Annotated in this window: 17 protein-coding genes; 11 read left to right on the top strand and 6 right to left on the bottom strand. The window is 53.5% G+C overall.

The genetic code is table 11. From position 1 onward, the window contains the following. Positions 1-64: 64 nt before the first annotated feature. On the bottom strand, positions 65-1,159 hold the full coding sequence (locus tag AL515_RS06685; RefSeq protein WP_129533680.1) for a LacI family DNA-binding transcriptional regulator: 1,095 nt from the start codon (positions 1,157-1,159) through the stop codon (positions 65-67). Between the two features lie 154 nt (positions 1,160-1,313). Here AL515_RS06685 and AL515_RS06690 point away from each other — a divergent pair, with 154 nt between their 5' ends. Continuing rightward, the gene (locus AL515_RS06690) at positions 1,314-1,922 is read left to right on the top strand and encodes a class I SAM-dependent DNA methyltransferase (protein ID WP_048212499.1); all 609 of its coding nucleotides are present in this window, start codon (positions 1,314-1,316) and stop codon (positions 1,920-1,922) included. On the opposite strand, the gene AL515_RS06695 is transcribed toward AL515_RS06690, so the two are convergent. Together AL515_RS06695 and AL515_RS06700 are read right to left on the bottom strand one after the other, a co-directional pair. Continuing rightward, the gene (locus AL515_RS06695; protein WP_048212498.1) at positions 1,919-2,869 is read right to left on the bottom strand and encodes a GlxA family transcriptional regulator; all 951 of its coding nucleotides are present in this window, start codon (positions 2,867-2,869) and stop codon (positions 1,919-1,921) included. The two genes, AL515_RS06690 and AL515_RS06695, sit on opposite strands and share 4 nt — an antisense overlap. Positions 2,870-2,887: 18 nt before the next feature. Further along, positions 2,888-3,664, bottom strand: coding sequence for an MBL fold metallo-hydrolase (locus tag AL515_RS06700; protein WP_061067380.1), 777 nt, complete (start codon positions 3,662-3,664; stop codon positions 2,888-2,890). 406 nt (positions 3,665-4,070) lie between these two features. On the opposite strand from AL515_RS06700, the gene AL515_RS06705 reads away from it, so the two are divergent. The 4 genes from AL515_RS06705 to AL515_RS06720 all read left to right on the top strand — a co-directional run bounded on the left by AL515_RS06705 (position 4,071) and on the right by AL515_RS06720 (position 6,718). Further along, positions 4,071-4,316, top strand: coding sequence for a YmjA family protein (locus AL515_RS06705; RefSeq protein ID WP_048212496.1), 246 nt, complete (start codon positions 4,071-4,073; stop codon positions 4,314-4,316). An 86-nt stretch (positions 4,317-4,402) separates the two neighbouring features. Further along, a complete protein-coding gene (locus AL515_RS06710) occupies positions 4,403-4,879 on the top strand; it encodes a cold-shock protein (protein WP_061067381.1) in 477 nt (158 codons plus the stop codon). A gap of 432 nt (positions 4,880-5,311) precedes the next feature. Then, complete coding sequence (locus AL515_RS06715) at positions 5,312-6,028, top strand: YebC/PmpR family DNA-binding transcriptional regulator (RefSeq protein WP_048212494.1); 717 nt, start codon at positions 5,312-5,314, stop codon at positions 6,026-6,028. 237 nt (positions 6,029-6,265) lie between these two features. Then, complete coding sequence (locus AL515_RS06720; RefSeq protein ID WP_048212493.1) at positions 6,266-6,718, top strand: acyltransferase; 453 nt, start codon at positions 6,266-6,268, stop codon at positions 6,716-6,718. A gap of 125 nt (positions 6,719-6,843) precedes the next feature. Here AL515_RS06720 and catA read toward each other — a convergent pair whose 3' ends face one another. The 3 genes from catA to AL515_RS06735 all read right to left on the bottom strand — a co-directional run bounded on the left by catA (position 6,844) and on the right by AL515_RS06735 (position 8,928). Continuing rightward, on the bottom strand, positions 6,844-7,521 hold the full coding sequence (gene catA / locus AL515_RS06725) for a type A chloramphenicol O-acetyltransferase (RefSeq protein WP_048212492.1): 678 nt from the start codon (positions 7,519-7,521) through the stop codon (positions 6,844-6,846). A 148-nt stretch (positions 7,522-7,669) separates the two neighbouring features. Further along, entirely contained in the window at positions 7,670-7,981 is a 312-nt protein-coding gene (locus AL515_RS06730) for a putative quinol monooxygenase (protein ID WP_061067382.1), read from the bottom strand. Positions 7,982-8,115: 134 nt separating this feature from the next. Continuing rightward, complete coding sequence (locus AL515_RS06735) at positions 8,116-8,928, bottom strand: DNA-binding transcriptional regulator (protein ID WP_048212623.1); 813 nt, start codon at positions 8,926-8,928, stop codon at positions 8,116-8,118. Positions 8,929-9,119: 191 nt separating this feature from the next. On the opposite strand from AL515_RS06735, the gene AL515_RS06740 reads away from it, so the two are divergent. From AL515_RS06740 to mhpE, 6 genes are read left to right on the top strand one after another with little or no spacing between them, the layout of a single operon-like run. Next, positions 9,120-10,784, top strand: coding sequence for a bifunctional 3-(3-hydroxy-phenyl)propionate/3-hydroxycinnamic acid hydroxylase (locus AL515_RS06740; protein WP_061067383.1), 1,665 nt, complete (start codon positions 9,120-9,122; stop codon positions 10,782-10,784). A gap of 1 nt (position 10,785) precedes the next feature. Continuing rightward, entirely contained in the window at positions 10,786-11,730 is a 945-nt protein-coding gene (gene mhpB / locus AL515_RS06745; RefSeq protein WP_061067384.1) for a 2,3-dihydroxyphenylpropionate/2,3-dihydroxicinnamic acid 1,2-dioxygenase, read from the top strand. Between the two features lie 28 nt (positions 11,731-11,758). Next, positions 11,759-12,625: a 2-hydroxy-6-oxonona-2,4-dienedioate hydrolase gene (mhpC, locus tag AL515_RS06750; protein WP_061067385.1), complete on the top strand. Its 867-nt coding sequence runs from the start codon at positions 11,759-11,761 to the stop codon at positions 12,623-12,625. A gap of 9 nt (positions 12,626-12,634) precedes the next feature. Continuing rightward, on the top strand, positions 12,635-13,444 hold the full coding sequence (gene mhpD, locus AL515_RS06755; RefSeq protein ID WP_061067386.1) for a 2-keto-4-pentenoate hydratase: 810 nt from the start codon (positions 12,635-12,637) through the stop codon (positions 13,442-13,444). Beyond that, positions 13,441-14,391 carry an acetaldehyde dehydrogenase gene (gene mhpF, locus AL515_RS06760; RefSeq protein ID WP_061067387.1) on the top strand — a complete coding sequence of 317 codons (951 nt, stop codon included), beginning with the start codon at positions 13,441-13,443 and terminating at the stop codon, positions 14,389-14,391. Before mhpD ends, mhpF begins: the two co-directional genes overlap by 4 nt. After that, positions 14,388-15,401, top strand: a complete 1,014-nt coding sequence (gene mhpE / locus AL515_RS06765; protein WP_061067388.1) for a 4-hydroxy-2-oxovalerate aldolase — start codon at positions 14,388-14,390, stop codon at positions 15,399-15,401. Before mhpF ends, mhpE begins: the two co-directional genes overlap by 4 nt. The last annotated feature ends 38 nt before the right edge of the window (positions 15,402-15,439 follow it).

The following is a 15,439-nucleotide window of genomic DNA, read 5'->3' on the forward strand; positions in this document are numbered from 1 at the left end:
ATAAGGCCTGCGGTGAGACGCTGTAAAGCCGGGCGGGTTTAATGGGTGAACTGACTCACAGTAATTAGCGCTCGCCGGATGGCAGCAGAGAGACCTGACGCGCCAGTTGCATCAACGACTCCGCCAGCACCTGAGGCGTGGCGGTTTGTGCGTCAGGCGGCAGTACGGTTTTCCGTTCGACCAGCGTGACCGGCAGCAGCAGATTGCCGGGGGCGGACATACCCTGCGTAAGCTGCAACAGCCTGTCAACGCTGGTCTGTCCGAGAGTGGGGAAATCCTGCCTGATGGTGGTCAGCGGCGGGATGTAGCAGGCGCTGTCTTCGGTGTCGTCGTAGCCGATCACGGAGATGTCCGCTGCAACTCGCAGACCGAACTCGCTGATTGCGCGCATCGCGCCCAGCGCCATTTGATCGTTAGCCACCAGCATAGCGGTTGGAATGATACCGTCGTTAAGCATGTGCATGGTTTGATGAAAGCCGGACATGGCGCTCCAGTCACCTTCACGTTCTACAATGGGACGTAGCTGGTAGTGCGCCAGATATTTATGCCAGCCCGCACGGCGAAGCCTTGCCGAAACTGAAGTGTGCGGCCCGCTCAGCAGGGCGATTCGCTGATGACCATGCTGTACAAGATGTTCAACGCCGAGCCGAGCGCCGTCATCATGGGAGAAAATCACGCTGTTAATCGGCGTCTGGTCAGAAACATCGAGAAACAGTACCGGCACTGTACCGCAGGCGGCGGCCATGGCAATGGCGTCTTCTTCATCCAGCGGATAGTTGATGATAAGCCCGGTTACGCGCTGAGAAAGCAGGTTGTGGACCGCGGTTTTACACGCCTCAACGCCGCTGCGCTCGACCATGGCGATCACCACGCTGGCGCCGGACTGGTCGGCGCGGGATTTTATGGCGGCAACGATTTGTGAGGGGGCATGCAGGGCAAGGTTCGCCGTCACGACGCCAATCAGCGGCGTCTGTTTGCCTGCCAGTTGCTGTGCGACGCGGTTGGGGATGTAATTGAGTTCCGCCATCGCGGCCTCAACTTTCTGTCGGGTTTTTGCGGAAACGTGGCTGGCCTGATTCACGACGCGCGAGACGGTCTGGTAAGAGACGCCTGCATGGTCTGCGACATCGTATAGCGTTACCGGTTTCACGTTTATCACCCCTGTCATGATGTTATCTGCGCGCTATGATGCCACAGCGGGACGATTTTGGGGGATTTACGCATAGGTTCTGCGAGGCGCATTCCAGGGTTGCGGATCGTGTGCGGGAGGATTTATCGTCGTTAAACTTATCAGATTAAAAAGTGAGGACATCGTGAGCGACTCTGCGGCAAATAATATCCTGTCCATTTACCGACGCCATGCGGAGGCTTTTGCCCGCCAGCGCTCACGCGCCTTGTTTGAGAAAAGCTGGCTGGACAAGTTCATCAACGTGATGGGCGGGCAGGGCCATATTGTGGATATTGGCTGCGGAAACGGTCAGCCGATTGCGGGTTATTTTATCCAGCAAGGTTTTCAGTTGACGGGGGTTGATGGTTCCCCGGAAATGCTGGCGCGGGCGCGGCACTCTTTTCCCGCACAGCGCTGGCTGGAGCAGGATATGCGTGAGCTGGCGCTTAACGAGACATTCGACGGTCTGATCGCCTGGGACAGCTTTTTCCATTTAACCCAGTTGGACCAGCAAAAGATGTTCCCCATTTTTGACCGGCTCAGTCATCCCGGCAGCGCGCTGATGTTTACCAGCGGCACGGACAACGGCATTGCGATGGGGGAATTTGAGGGTGAGCCGCTGTTTCACGCCAGCCTCGCGCCTGATGAGTATCACGCATTGCTGTCGATGCACGGTTTTACGGTGATTGAGAGGGTGATGGAAGATCCGCACTGTACCGGGCACACCATCTGGCTGGCGCAAAAAAGAGGTTAATCGCCGCGAAAGGTTTTACGCCATTCAGCCGGGCTGACGCCGAAGCGGGATTTAAAATGCTGCCGCCAGGTGACGGGGGAGAGAAAACCTACCTGTTCGGCGATGCGTTCAACGGGTAACTGACTGGACTCCAGCAGGATCTGGCTGCGGTGTAGGCGCTCGGTAATCAGCCATTCAGCCACGCTTGACCCGGTAGCCTTCATAAAATGACGGGTTAGAGTGCGACGACTCATCATCACCCGCTGTGCCAGCTCGTCGAGATTATGCGGTTCGTGGAGATGCTGGCGCAAATAGTCGAGCAGGGCGTTAATGCGCTGATCCTGGGTATTTTTCGCTACCGGTTGTTCGATAAACTGCGCCTGACCGCCCTCACGATGCGGTGGCACAATCATCCGTCGGGCAATCTGATTCGCCACCGTGCTGCCAAAACGCTGGCGAATTACGTACAAGCAGCAATCCAGCGCGGCGGCGGTACCTGCTGAGGTAATAATACCGTCGTCATCCACGTACAGTGCGTTGATATCCAACTGGGCCGCCGGGAAGCGCGCCTGAAAATCCTGCTCGAACTCCCAGTGCGTAGCCGCTCGTTTACCGTCCAGTAACCCCGCATAGCCGAGGACAAACGCGCCCAGACACAGCCCGACAATCTGCGCGCCGTTTTGTCGCGCGCGGTTGAGCGCACCAAGCAGGCTTTGTGGTGGACGATGCGCGGTGGTGCCCCACCAGGGGATCACCACGATGTCGGCAGCCTCCACCGCTTCATAGCCGTGGGTTGCGGTAATGGAGAAACCATCCTGCGAGGAGATGATGCCCGGTTTTTCGCCGCACATCTGCACCTCAAAGCGCTTTTTCACCGCCATTTTGTCACTGAAAATGATACACGGCACCGAGAAGTGAAACGGGCTGAAATCTTCCACGGCAACAATGGCGACGTTAAGCGGCTGCATACGATTCCTTTGTAGAGATTAAAATGCCAGGGTTTCACCATCTTCCGGCACGTTGACATATTGCGCAATCTGGTTGTCGCGGGCGTACTCTTTCAGGGCCGCGCGGGTCAACAGACAATGGTTAATCGCCTCCATATGGGTCGCCACAATGTGTGCTTCGGGTAAGGTGAAGTGGGTTTTCAGCACATCTTCCGCACCCATGATAATTGGGCCAAAACCGATGACGTGGGCAAAACCCGCATTCAGAACCACCACGCCTGGCTGGAAGGTATGCATGTTGGCTTCCACCTCGTCGCGCCAGAGGGTGTCCCCGACCAGATACAGCGTTTTTTCCGCCGGATGCATAAAGATAACGCCACAGGCATCACCCAGGCGTTCTGCCATTTGTGGAATGGCATAGGCGCGATCTGAGCCGTGCTGGCCACCGGTTTTACGCAGAGTGATAGCGCCGACCACGGTATTTTGCGTCAGCACGGTGAGTTGTGTGAAACCCTGCCCCCGCAGTACGTGTGCATCATGGTCATTTTGCACATAGATTGGTTTGTCTTTCGGCACGACACGAGCGGCAACCTCGTCCCAGTGATCTTCATGCAGATGGGTCACGATCAGCGCATCGACATTAAGCAGGGTATCGATGTCGATGGGCAGATCGACGGTTGGGTTGCGAATGTCGGCTCGTGCGGTTCCGGCAAAACCCGGATATGCGCCTTTCGCAGCCAGCATAGGATCGACCAGAAAAGTCATTCCACCAAAGGTGATGTGCTGTGTGGCATTACGGATTTGCGTGATGTTCATGGTGTGCGCTCTGCGTGTTGGGTCAGTGGTATCATCGTAGAGTGTTGTCCAGAAGATGAATGTGGGCAAATGGGCGACTAACGATGGGATTGGGCCAATCGCATCCAGCCTGCAGAGAACGTTATTTATGGCGTTTAATCGCCGTCTCATTATCTAAATTAATAAACGTATACTTTCCTTTTTTCTGCATTATTTACTCTGCGGCTATTATACCGAGCTAAATAAAGAAACAGTCATTTTAATTCAGGAGAATTAATTAAATGCGAAGTGGCTCCAGACAATATTGTTGATTTATGCAACACATTACAGCCAGGAAACAGATCGCGAACCATGAAATAACAATGCTATCATTCGCTCCAGACGCGGCAGGCAACTGCTGGCACACGCATTTACCCCGGAGCACCTGATGAACAACGACATTCCGCTAAAATATTATGATATCGCTGATGAGTACGCGACCGAGGCTGCAAAGCCGGTGAACGATGCCGAACGCGATGCGCTGGCGCACTACTTCCAGCAGCTGATCACCCGTTTGATGAACAACGAAGAAATCAGCGAAGACGCGCAGCAGGAGATGGCAACTGTCGCCGGCGTCGACGCACAGCGTATTGATGACATTGCGGAGTTCCTCAATCGCTGGGGTAACGAGTAGCCAAAGACGGGGCCTGTGTTTTACACTGCGCGCAAATTGAGTAGGTATACTCTACGAGTATTCGGTTTAATCAGGCGGAAACAGCAATGAACGGAACAATCACAACGTGGTTTAAAGATAAAGGCTTTGGATTTATCAAAGATGAAAACGGCGACAACCGCTATTTTCATGTGATTAAGGTTGCTAATCCTGAGCTGATCAAGAAAGACGCGGCGGTGACTTTTGAACCCACCACCAACAACAAAGGCCTGTCTGCCTATGCGGTGAAAGTCATACCCGACAGCAAGTACATCTATATCGCGGGCGAGCGCCTGAAGCTCACTGCGATCAAGTCATACCTGGTGTACAGCGAAGAAGTGCCGGTTGAAACCCGTATCGACAAAGAAAACGCGGTGCTGTCTGTCGGCGTGCTGATGAACAGCATACGACCGAAATCAGACGTGAAGCCTGGCGAAATGCGCACACTGAAAAAGCTGGTGATCACTACCTTCCAGGGCACGACGCTGATCTTCTCGGAAGATGAAATCGACATCGACGAGACGGTGAAGCTGCTGAAAGTCTGACGTCCTTCAGAGTGAATGAATGCCGAAACTCTGCTCTTTTCAAAAGCAGGGTTTCGGTTTTTTTTTGCATTCAGTCAGATCGGGTAGGTATATGGGCGCAAAAGCTGCTTTGTGTCAGAAGCAGATGTGAACGTTTTATATAAGAAGTGAAAGTGGTACTTTGCCGGGGTTATTACTTTTGATTCTCTTGTCTTATCTATTATTGCTGCTGCGCCAGTGTTAAAAATAAAAATAGAAAAATCAGCAGAAAGTAATGTAGTAACTTATCCATAATGTTAATTATTGATGAAATTAAAGTAACACTCCGTAAGGTTTGGATGTTTTTATTTCTCATAGACGAGAATTTACATATAGTGATATAATATGGCGGGAAAAACAGGCAGCTTATTAAGCTGCCTGTCATGTAAATAAATTTTCGAGGAGACTATTCCAGTGGGACGTAAATGGGCCAATATTGTTGGTAAAAAAACGGCTAAAGACGGTGCAACGTCTAAAGTATATTCCAAATTCGGTGTGGAAATCTATGCTGCGGCTAAACAAGGTGAACCAGACCCAGAATTAAACACAGCTTTAAAATTCGTTATTGAACGTGCGAAACAAGCCCAGGTTCCAAAGCACGTTATTGATAAAGCTATTGATAAAGCCAAAGGTGGCAGCGACGAAACGTTCATGCAAGGGCGTTATGAAGGCTTTGGTCCAAGTGGTTCCATGATTATCGCTGAAACCCTGACTTCAAACGTTAACCGCACGATTGCTAATATTCGCTCAATCTTCAATAAAAAAGGCGGGAATATTGGCGCGGCGGGTGCTGTCAGCTATATGTTTGACAATACTGGCGTGATTGTATTTGCGGGAACAGACCCTGACCGTATTTTTGAAATTTTGCTTGATGCTGAAGTGGATGTACGTGATGTTACCGAAGAAGAAGGCAACATCATTATTTATACTGAATCTACAGATCTTCATAAAGGAATTGCAGCCCTCAAAGCAGCTGGGATTACTGAATTCTCAACCACAGAATTAGAAATGATTGCTCAATCAGAAGTTGAACTTTCACCAGAAGATTTAGAAATCTTTGAAGGACTTGTTGATGCCCTTGAAGATGATGATGATGTTCAAAAAGTATATCATAACGTTGCAAATCTCTGATTATAAATTAAAGAAATCTGTCATTATGGCAGATTTTATAAATTGTAAGTTTGTTATGATCAACATGTCTGATAAGATGTGTTGATTATAATGAACAGATAAAAATACTATCGCTAAAAGAAACGCATCAATTGAAATTCCTGGCCTAAACTATCTGATAATAAATGGCAAAGGCGCTCCTGCAAGTTCAGGTCTTCAATACTGAAGCGTATTATCTTGAGTAAGGACAGTGCTGATATGAATATTATTGAAAGTGGTATTCGTGACGTAAAACAAGGTGAAAATGTCACAATAGTCATGCCTGTGAATCTTTATGAATGCGAGTTGGGCCATGATGTGTTTGTCGGGCCATTTGTTGAGATACAAAAGGGATGCGTCATAGGCGACAGAACTAAAGTGCAGTCCCATACTTTCATCTGTGAAAACGTTACCTTAGGCGAGGACTGCTTTATAGGGCATGGTGTGACCTTTGCTAACGATCTTTTCAAGAGCGGAAGTCCTGACGCTTCTGCAAAAAGCTGGATTAATATTGTATTAGGTAACGCAGTAACGGTGGGCAGTGGAGCCACAATTTTAACAACGGAAATTTGCAGTGGTGCGGTGATTGGTGCCGGTAGTGTGGTGATAAAGCCCGTGCTGGTAAAAGGCGTGTATGCTGGCAATCCGGCCAGACTTTTGCGAAAGCTTTAAGTATTACCCTTGCCATTGCGAACCCAAATTTATGTTCTTCCCAGACCGTTCATGTCGACTCCTCTTGTTTGCGGACATGGCGACTATTCTTGCTGCTCACGCCATATAAAGAAACGTCTGCTGCATCAGACGTTGCGTTCCTCTGAATGGTGCCGTAGGTCATGACTCATTTCCTGTAGTTCATTGATTAATCGTGCTAAATGGAAGCCATCGCACACGGAGTGATGTACCTGAACGGCGAGAGGTAACACTACTTTCCCATCTTGTTCATAGTATTTCCCAAGTGTGAACATGGGGGCAAAAAAGTTCTGCATGTTCGCAATGTTGATATTAAAACTGGTAAAACTTACCCAAGGGATAGCCGATACAAAAAATACATTTTCCGGAGACTCTCCCTTCGGCCAATAAGAAAGATTATTACAATAGCGTGCAACGTCTTCTGAATAAGTGTTTTGGAAGTGATGAATATTGCCATCGTAGCGGCTCCATAATGATGAAAAAGTCTCAGTTTCATTATGGAAAATGGTATAGCTTGGATGAATTTCATTCCATATGACAAGCTCATTGTTCTTTATAGCCATACGGAATTCAGTATGCTTGTTGACAACTTTAGCAAGGAGGGAAATCATAGTAGGGTAAAATTTCCAGCCAATCTCTTTTATATGTTTTAGTACTGCGGTAATGTCTAACAGAACAGTTTGGTTAATTGTACTTTGAGCAAAAGACTGAAATACCTCAAAATGCTCTTTCCTTGGCCAACGAGACAAGTCAACAGCCGTATATTCTGGAGTTGTTTTTTTCACTTTTTATCCTTTGATTTGCAATCAAATATCATATTTTAGCCTAAGTCTTTCCGTGACGTAATCAGGCTGCATGTCCCGAAGCATGTTACCAGCGAACGCATTTGCGAGAGTAGCGTATCCTTATACAGGAAGAAAGATTAAAGCCTCTTCACAAGAGACTTTGCGTCCCTGGATTTATGATGTCATTCATCAGTGTGTAACGTGCTTCTTTGCGCGTGTATTGATCGATTAACGGCACAAGTCGCCGGAAATGCTCACTGGCACAATGTTCATCGAGAGCCGCGTGGTCTGGCCATTCTTCGATGAAAATAAAATGGCCCGGATCTTTTTCATCAATATAGAGGTCATAAGCAATGCAGCGCGGTTCTTTCCTGGTGGCCGATATTAGCTCACGATACAACGGGAGAACGGTTTCAATATACTCAGGTTTGATGAAATCCTCGGCAATGACCTTTAACATACAGCCTCCTGGCAAAAATGAATGCACACTCTGCAATGAAGATATCATTAAAGCAAGATGACACCGCGTGATATCGGCTGATGAGTGAGTCATCCCAGCTATTAATCAGATGATGCGTATAACTGTGATCCACTTCACCTCCCGGCAACCAAAATCTCCTGCGACTCGACGCCGTCCTCAATCTGTTTCGCCACCCTTTGTAAGGCCGGAAGATGCTTTTCTGCGGCCTGTTCGATGGTCATGGCGCTGGCCATATACACCAGATTCAGGCAGCCGATCACCCGCTGTTCGCTACGGATGGGGACGGCGATAGAAGCGATTTTCTCCTCCTGATCCCAGCCGCGATAGTTCTGACCAAAACCGTCTTTCCGCGCCCGGGTCAAAATGGCGTCGAGCTTTAAGGGTTCGCGCGCCAGCTGGAACTCTTCTCCTGGCCGGGAGGCCAGCATTTCAATCAGTTCCTGACGTTCATTCTCCGGGCTAAATGCCAGCCAGGTCAGGCCGGAAGCGGTTTTCAGCAATGGCAAACGACGCCCGACCATCGCCCGGTGAAACGACAGGCGGCTGAAGCGGTGAGTGGTTTCACGTACCACCATCGCGTCCACATCCAGCGTGGAAACGTCGGTCGGCCAGATCACCTCGCGCAGCAAATCCCCCAGCAGCGGGGCGGCCAGCGCAGAAATCCACTGCTCGTCACGAAATCCCTCGCTAAGCTGACGGACCTTGATGGTTAAGCGAAAGCTGTCATCGGACAGGCTGCGTCGGACGTAACCCTCATCCTGCAACGTCTCCAGCAGCCGCCTGACCGTAGTGCGGTGCAGGCCGCTCAGCTCAGCCAGCAGGCCAACGCTGGCTCCACCATCGAGCCGGTTTAACATATTTAATAACATTAATCCGCGCGTTAATCCGCGTACGGTTTTGTATTCAGTACCGTCATCATTTTTCATATTTATTGACAAATCTACAGGTAAAACAACGTTGTGCACTTAGTGCACATCCAGGCATGTTTTGATTGTAGCGCAAAAACTCACTCCTATACTGACCGCACAATAAAAAATAATTTACATATTTTTAACAAAATGAATTGCGCCTCGCCAGGGTCTGCAATTGCGTTTTGTCCGAGTCGTGAGGTTCTGAAATGACAACAATAAACCCTGATATCCAACCCGCTGTGCAGCACACCGTACAGGTCGCGATTGCCGGAGCTGGTCCGGTTGGGCTGATGATGGCCAACTATCTGGGCCAGATGGGCATTGAAGTGCTGGTGGTGGAGAAGCTCGACACGCTGATCGACTATCCCCGCGCTATCGGGATTGACGATGAAGCGCTGCGCACCATGCAGTCCGTTGGTCTGGTCGAAAACGTGCTGCCGCATACTACGCCGTGGCACGCGATGCGCTTTCTCACCCCGAAAGGCCGCTGCTTTGCTGATATCCAGCCGATGACCGACGAATTTGGCTGGTCGCGCCGCAACGCGTTTATTCAGCCGCAGGTGGATGCGGTGATGCTGGAAGGGCTGTCGCGTTTTCCCAGCGTGCGCTGCCTGTTTTCCCGCGAACTGGAAGCCTTCAGCCAACAGAACGGTGAAGTAACGCTGAATCTGAAAGCGCCGGACGGCCAGCGCGAAACGGTGAAGGCCCAGTGGCTGGTGGCCTGCGACGGTGGGGCCAGCAACGTCAGACGTTCGCTGAATGTGCCATTTGAAGGCAAAACCGCGCCAAATCAGTGGATTGTGGTGGATATCGCCAACGATCCGCTCAGCACGCCGCATGTGTATCTGTGCTGCGATCCGGTGCGCCCGTATGTCTCCGCTGCGCTGCCACATGCGGTGCGCCGCTTTGAATTTATGGTGATGCCGGGAGAAACCGAAGCGCAGCTCAGTGAGCCGCAAAATATGCGCCAGTTGCTGAGCAAAGTGCTGCCGAACCCGGATAACGTCGAACTGATCCGCCAGCGTGTGTATACCCATAACGCCCGTCTGGCCGAACGTTTTCGCATTGACCGCGTGCTGCTGGCCGGCGATGCGGCGCACATTATGCCGGTCTGGCAGGGGCAGGGGTACAACAGCGGCATGCGCGATGCCTTCAACCTGGCGTGGAAACTGGCGCTGGTCATTAAGGGCAAAGCTGGTGATGCGCTGCTGGATACCTACCAGCAGGAACGCCGCGACCACGCCAAAGCAATGATCGATCTCTCGGTGACCGCAGGCAACGTACTGGCACCGCCAAAACGCTGGCACGGTGCGGTACGCGACGGGGTTTCCTGGCTGCTGAACTACATTCCGCCGGTCAAACGCTACTTCCTTGAAATGCGCTTTAAGCCGATGCCGCAGTACCACTCCGGGGCGCTGGTGCGTGAAGGCGATGCGAAAACGTCTCCGGTCGGCAAGATGTTTATCCAGCCGAAGGTGACGCTGGAATCGGGTGAAGTGACGCTGCTCGACAATGTCATCGGGCCGAATTTTGCGGTGATTGGCTGGGGTTGTAACCCGCTGTGGGGCATGAGCGAGGCGCAGATCCAACAGTGGCAGGCGCTGGGGACGCGGTTTATCCAGGTGGTGCCGGATACGCAGATTCATACCGAGCAGGATAACTATGACGGCGTTATCCGCATTGGCGATACGCAAAACCGCCTACGCACGTGGTTTGCCCAGCACAACGCTTCGCTGGTGGTGATGCGCCCGGACCGCTTTGTGGCCGCCATCGCTATTCCGCAAACTCTGGGCAGTACCCTGAATAAACTGGCGTCGGTGATGACGCTTACCCGCGCTACTGCCGATATTCCTGTTGAAAAGGTGGCCTGATATGCACGCTTATCTTCACTGTCTTTCCCACTCGCCGCTGGTGGGCTATGTCGACCCAGCACAGGCTGTGCTCGACGAGGTCAACGGCGTGATCGCCAGCGCCCGGGCGCGCATTGCGGCGTTTGACCCTGAACTGGTGGTGCTGTTTGCCCCCGATCACTACAACGGCTTTTTCTACGACGTGATGCCGCCGTTCTGCTTAGGCGTGGGAGCCACGGCGATCGGCGATTTCGGCAGCGCAGCGGGAGAACTGCCGGTGCCGACAGATCTCGCTGAAGCCTGCGCCCACGCGGTGATGAAAAGCGGCATCGATCTCGCCGTGTCCTACAACATGCAGGTCGATCATGGTTTCGCCCAGCCGCTGGAGTTCTTGCTTGGTGGGCTGGATAAGGTGCCTGTGCTGCCGGTGTTTATTAACGGTGTCGCCACGCCGCTGCCAGGCTTTCAGCGTACCCGCATGCTCGGGGAAGCGATTGGCCGTTTCGCCAGCTCATTGAATAAACGCGTACTGTTTTTAGGCTCCGGCGGGCTGTCGCATCAGCCGCCGGTACCGGAGCTGGCGAAGGCCGATGCTCATATGCGCGACCGTCTGCTTGGCAGCGGTAAACAACTGCCCGAAAACGAGCGCGAGCTGCGCCAGCAGCGGGTGATCAGCGCCGCCGAGAAGTTCGTGGCCGATCAAAACTCGCTGCATCCGCTGAACCCTGTCTGGGATAACCGCTTTATGAGCCTGCTAGAGCAGGGGCGTTTGCAGGAGCTGGACGCGGTCAGTAACGAAGAGTTGTCCGCGATGGCGGGCAAATCAACGCACGAAGTAAAAACCTGGGTTGCCGCCTTCGCCGCCATTTCTGCCTTTGGCAACTGGCGCAGCGAAGGCCGTTATTACCGCCCGATCCCAGAGTGGATCGCCGGATTCGGCTCCCTGAGCGCCACCACACAGAACTAAAACAGAACTGAATATGCAGGAGAACATCATGACTTACCAACCGCAAACCGAAGCCGCGACCAGTCGTTTTCTGGAGGTGCAGGAAGCAGGCGAAACACTACGCGTGCATTTCAATGACTGTGGACAGGGCGAAGAGACCGTCGTGCTGCTGCACGGCTCCGGTCCTGGCGCGACGGGCTGGGCAAACTTCAGCCGCAATATTGATCCGTTGGTACAGGCCGGATACCGGGTGATCCTGCTGGATTGTCCTGGCTGGGGCAAAAGCGATGGGATCGTTAACCGCGGTTCGCGATCCGATCTCAACGCTCGCATCCTGAAAAGCGTGGTTGATCAATTGGATATTCAAACAGTCCACCTGCTGGGTAACTCGATGGGCGGCCACAGTGCTGTGGCGTTTACCCTGAGCTGGCCGGAGCGCGTGGGCAAACTGGTGCTGATGGGCGGCGGAACGGGCGGCATGAGCCTGTTTACCCCAATGCCGACCGAAGGTATTAAGCGGCTGAATCAGCTGTACCGCGCGCCAACTATCGAGAACCTGAAGCTGATGATGGATATCTTTGTCTTCGATACCAGCGATCTCACTGAGGCGCTGTTTGAAGCGCGTCTGAATAACATGCTGTCGCGCCGCGATCACCTGGAAAACTTTGTCCAGAGTCTGGAGGCCAACCCGAAACAGTTCCCGGATTTCGGCCCGCGCCTGGGGGAAATTAAAGCCCAAACTCTGATTGTCTGGGGACGCAATGACCGCTTCGTGCCGATGGATGCCGGTCTGCGCCTGCTCTCCGGAATTGCCGGTTCTGAGCTGCATATCTACCGCGACTGCGGGCACTGGGCGCAGTGGGAACATGCGGATGCCTTTAATCAGCTGGTGTTGAATTTCCTCGCACGCCCTTAAGGAACGGACATGACCAATCTTAATCTTGAGCAGTTAGCCGCCGATTTACGTCTGGCGGAGGAAAAAGGGGAAGCTATCGCCCCGCTGCGTGAACTGATCGGCGTGGACAACGGCGAAGCGGCCTACGCCATTCAACGCATCAACGTGCAGTACGAGGTGACGCGTGGGCGGCGCGTGGTCGGGCGCAAAGTAGGGCTGACGCACCCGAAAGTGCAGCAGCAACTGGGCGTCGATCAGCCGGACTTCGGCACGTTGTTTGCCGACATGTGCTACGGCGATAACGACACCATTGCGTTTGAGCGCGTACTGCAACCGCGTATTGAAGCGGAAATCGCGCTGGTGCTGAACCGCGATCTGCCCAATGCCGACACTACTTTTGACGAGCTGTATAACGCCATCGAGTGGGTGCTGCCCGCGCTGGAAGTGGTCGGCAGCCGTATCCGTGACTGGTCAATCAAGTTTGTTGATACCGTGGCGGATAACGCCTCCTGTGGCGTGTATGTGGTCGGCGGTCCGGCACAGCGTCCGGCAGGATTAGATCTGAAAAACTGCGCGATGAAAATGACGCGCAACAACGAAGAGGTTTCCAGCGGGCGCGGCAGCGAATGTCTGGGACATCCGATCAACGCCGCCGTCTGGCTGGCGCGCAAAATGGCCAGCCTCGGCGAGCCGCTGCGCGCCGGAGACATCATTCTCACCGGAGCGTTAGGCCCGATGGTGGCGGTGAATGCAGGCGATCGTTTTGAAGCCCATATCGAGGGTATTGGTTCAGTCGCCGCCACCTTTTCAGCGGCGGTTACAAAAGGAAGTCAGTCATGAGTAAGCGTAAAGTGGCCATTATCGGCTCCGGCAACATTGGCACCGATTTGATGATCAAAATTCTGCGTCACGGCGTGCATCTGGAAATGGCGGTGATGGTCGGTATCGATCCGCAATCCGACGGGCTGGCGCGCGCCAGTCGTATGGGCGTTGCCACCACCCATGAAGGGGTGACAGGGCTTATTGCGATGCCGGAGTTTGCCGATATCGATATCGTATTTGACGCCACCAGCGCGGGCGCGCATGTGAAAAACGACGCCGCGCTGCGTGCTGCTAAACCGGGGATCCGCCTGATCGACCTGACGCCCGCGGCAATCGGCCCGTACTGCGTGCCGGTGGTGAATCTGGAGGCCAACGTTGATCAGCAGAACGTTAATATGGTGACCTGCGGCGGGCAGGCGACTATCCCAATGGTGGCAGCAGTTTCTCGCGTGGCAAAAGTCCATTACGCCGAAATTATCGCCTCGATCGCCAGTAAATCTGCGGGTCCAGGCACGCGCGCCAATATCGACGAGTTTACCGAAACCACCTCGAAGGCGATTGAAGTGGTTGGCGGCGCGGCAAAAGGTAAAGCGATTATCGTCCTTAACCCGGCCGAGCCGCCGCTGATGATGCGCGACACGGTGTATGTGCTGAGCGAAGCGGCCTCTGAGGTTGAAGTTGAAGCGTCGATTAATGAGATGGCGGCGGCGGTGCAGGCGTACGTGCCGGGCTATCGCCTGAAACAGCGTGTCCAGTTTGAAGTGATCCCGCAGGATAAACCGGTCAATCTGCCGGGCATCGGTCAGTTCTCCGGGCTGAAAACCGCCGTCTATCTGGAAGTGGAAGGCGCGGCGCACTATCTGCCAGCCTACGCGGGCAATCTCGATATTATGACCTCCAGTGCGCTGGCGACCGCTGAGAAGATGGCGCAGTCACTCACTCGTCAGGCAGGAGAAGCAGCATGAACGGTAAAAAACTCTATATCTCTGACGTGACCCTGCGCGACGGCATGCACGCCATTCGTCATCAATATTCGCTGGAAAACGTGCGCCAGATTGCCAAAGCGCTGGACGACGCACGGGTCGATTCCATTGAGGTGGCGCACGGCGACGGTCTGCAGGGTTCCAGTTTTAACTACGGCTTTGGCGCGCACAGCGACCTGGAGTGGATTGAAGCGGCGGCGGACGTGGTCAAGCACGCTAAGATTGCCACGCTGCTGTTGCCGGGCATCGGCACGATTCATGACCTGAAAAATGCATATCAGGCTGGGGCGCGCGTCGTGCGCGTGGCGACCCACTGCACCGAAGCGGACGTGTCGGCCCAGCATATTCAGTATGCGCGCGAACTGGGTATGGATACCGTCGGCTTTCTGATGATGAGCCACATGACCACGCCGGAAAATCTGGCGCAGCAGGCGAAGCTGATGGAAAACTACGGCGCGACTTGTATCTACGTGGTCGATTCCGGCGGGGCGATGAACATGAGCGATATTCGTGCCCGCTTCCGCGCCCTGAAAGCGGTGCTGAAGCCGGAGACGGAAACCGGAATGCATGCGCACCACAACCTGAGCCTCGGCGTGGCGAACTCGATTGCCGCGGTGGAAGAGGGTTGTGATCGTATCGATGCCAGCCTGGCCGGTATGGGCGCAGGCGCAGGCAACGCGCCGCTGGAGGTGTTTATCGCCGCGGCGGATAAGCTTGGCTGGCAGCACGGCACCGATCTGTATGCGCTGATGGACGCTGCCGACGATCTGGTGCGTCCGCTGCAGGACCGCCCGGTGCGGGTGGATCGCGAAACGCTGGCGCTGGGCTATGCCGGAGTGTACTCCAGCTTCCTGCGCCACTGCGAAGTGGCAGCGGCGCGTTATGGCCTGAGCGCGGTAGATATTCTGGTTGAACTGGGCAAACGCCGGATGGTTGGCGGCCAGGAAGATATGATCGTCGACGTGGCGCTGGATCTGCGCAATAGCAAATAAAAATGATTACGCGGCTGGCAACGTATCAGCCGCGATTC

The organism is Citrobacter sp. FDAARGOS_156 (genome assembly GCF_001559235.2).
GTDB classification, from domain to species: Bacteria; Pseudomonadota; Gammaproteobacteria; order Enterobacterales; family Enterobacteriaceae; genus Citrobacter; species Citrobacter youngae.

Bases quoted from the DNA above. Each gene is read 5' to 3' on its own strand.
- AL515_RS06720 (WP_048212493.1), top strand. From the start codon at position 6,266: ATGAATATTATTGAAAGTGGTATTCGTGACGTAAAACAAGGTGAAAAT.
- mhpC (WP_061067385.1), top strand. From the start codon at position 11,759: ATGACTTACCAACCGCAAACCGAAGCCGCGACCAGTCGTTTTCTGGAG.
- AL515_RS06700 (WP_061067380.1), bottom strand. From the start codon at position 3,664: ATGAACATCACGCAAATCCGTAATGCCACACAGCACATCACCTTTGGT.
- mhpF (WP_061067387.1), top strand. From the start codon at position 13,441: ATGAGTAAGCGTAAAGTGGCCATTATCGGCTCCGGCAACATTGGCACC.
- AL515_RS06705 (WP_048212496.1), top strand. From the start codon at position 4,071: ATGAACAACGACATTCCGCTAAAATATTATGATATCGCTGATGAGTAC.
- mhpE (WP_061067388.1), top strand. From the start codon at position 14,388: ATGAACGGTAAAAAACTCTATATCTCTGACGTGACCCTGCGCGACGGC.
- AL515_RS06695 (WP_048212498.1), bottom strand. From the start codon at position 2,869: ATGCAGCCGCTTAACGTCGCCATTGTTGCCGTGGAAGATTTCAGCCCG.
- AL515_RS06710 (WP_061067381.1), top strand. From the start codon at position 4,403: ATGAACGGAACAATCACAACGTGGTTTAAAGATAAAGGCTTTGGATTT.
- mhpD (WP_061067386.1), top strand. From the start codon at position 12,635: ATGACCAATCTTAATCTTGAGCAGTTAGCCGCCGATTTACGTCTGGCG.
- AL515_RS06735 (WP_048212623.1), bottom strand. From the start codon at position 8,928: ATGAAAAATGATGACGGTACTGAATACAAAACCGTACGCGGATTAACG.
- mhpB (WP_061067384.1), top strand. From the start codon at position 10,786: ATGCACGCTTATCTTCACTGTCTTTCCCACTCGCCGCTGGTGGGCTAT.
- AL515_RS06730 (WP_061067382.1), bottom strand. From the start codon at position 7,981: ATGTTAAAGGTCATTGCCGAGGATTTCATCAAACCTGAGTATATTGAA.
- AL515_RS06740 (WP_061067383.1), top strand. From the start codon at position 9,120: ATGACAACAATAAACCCTGATATCCAACCCGCTGTGCAGCACACCGTA.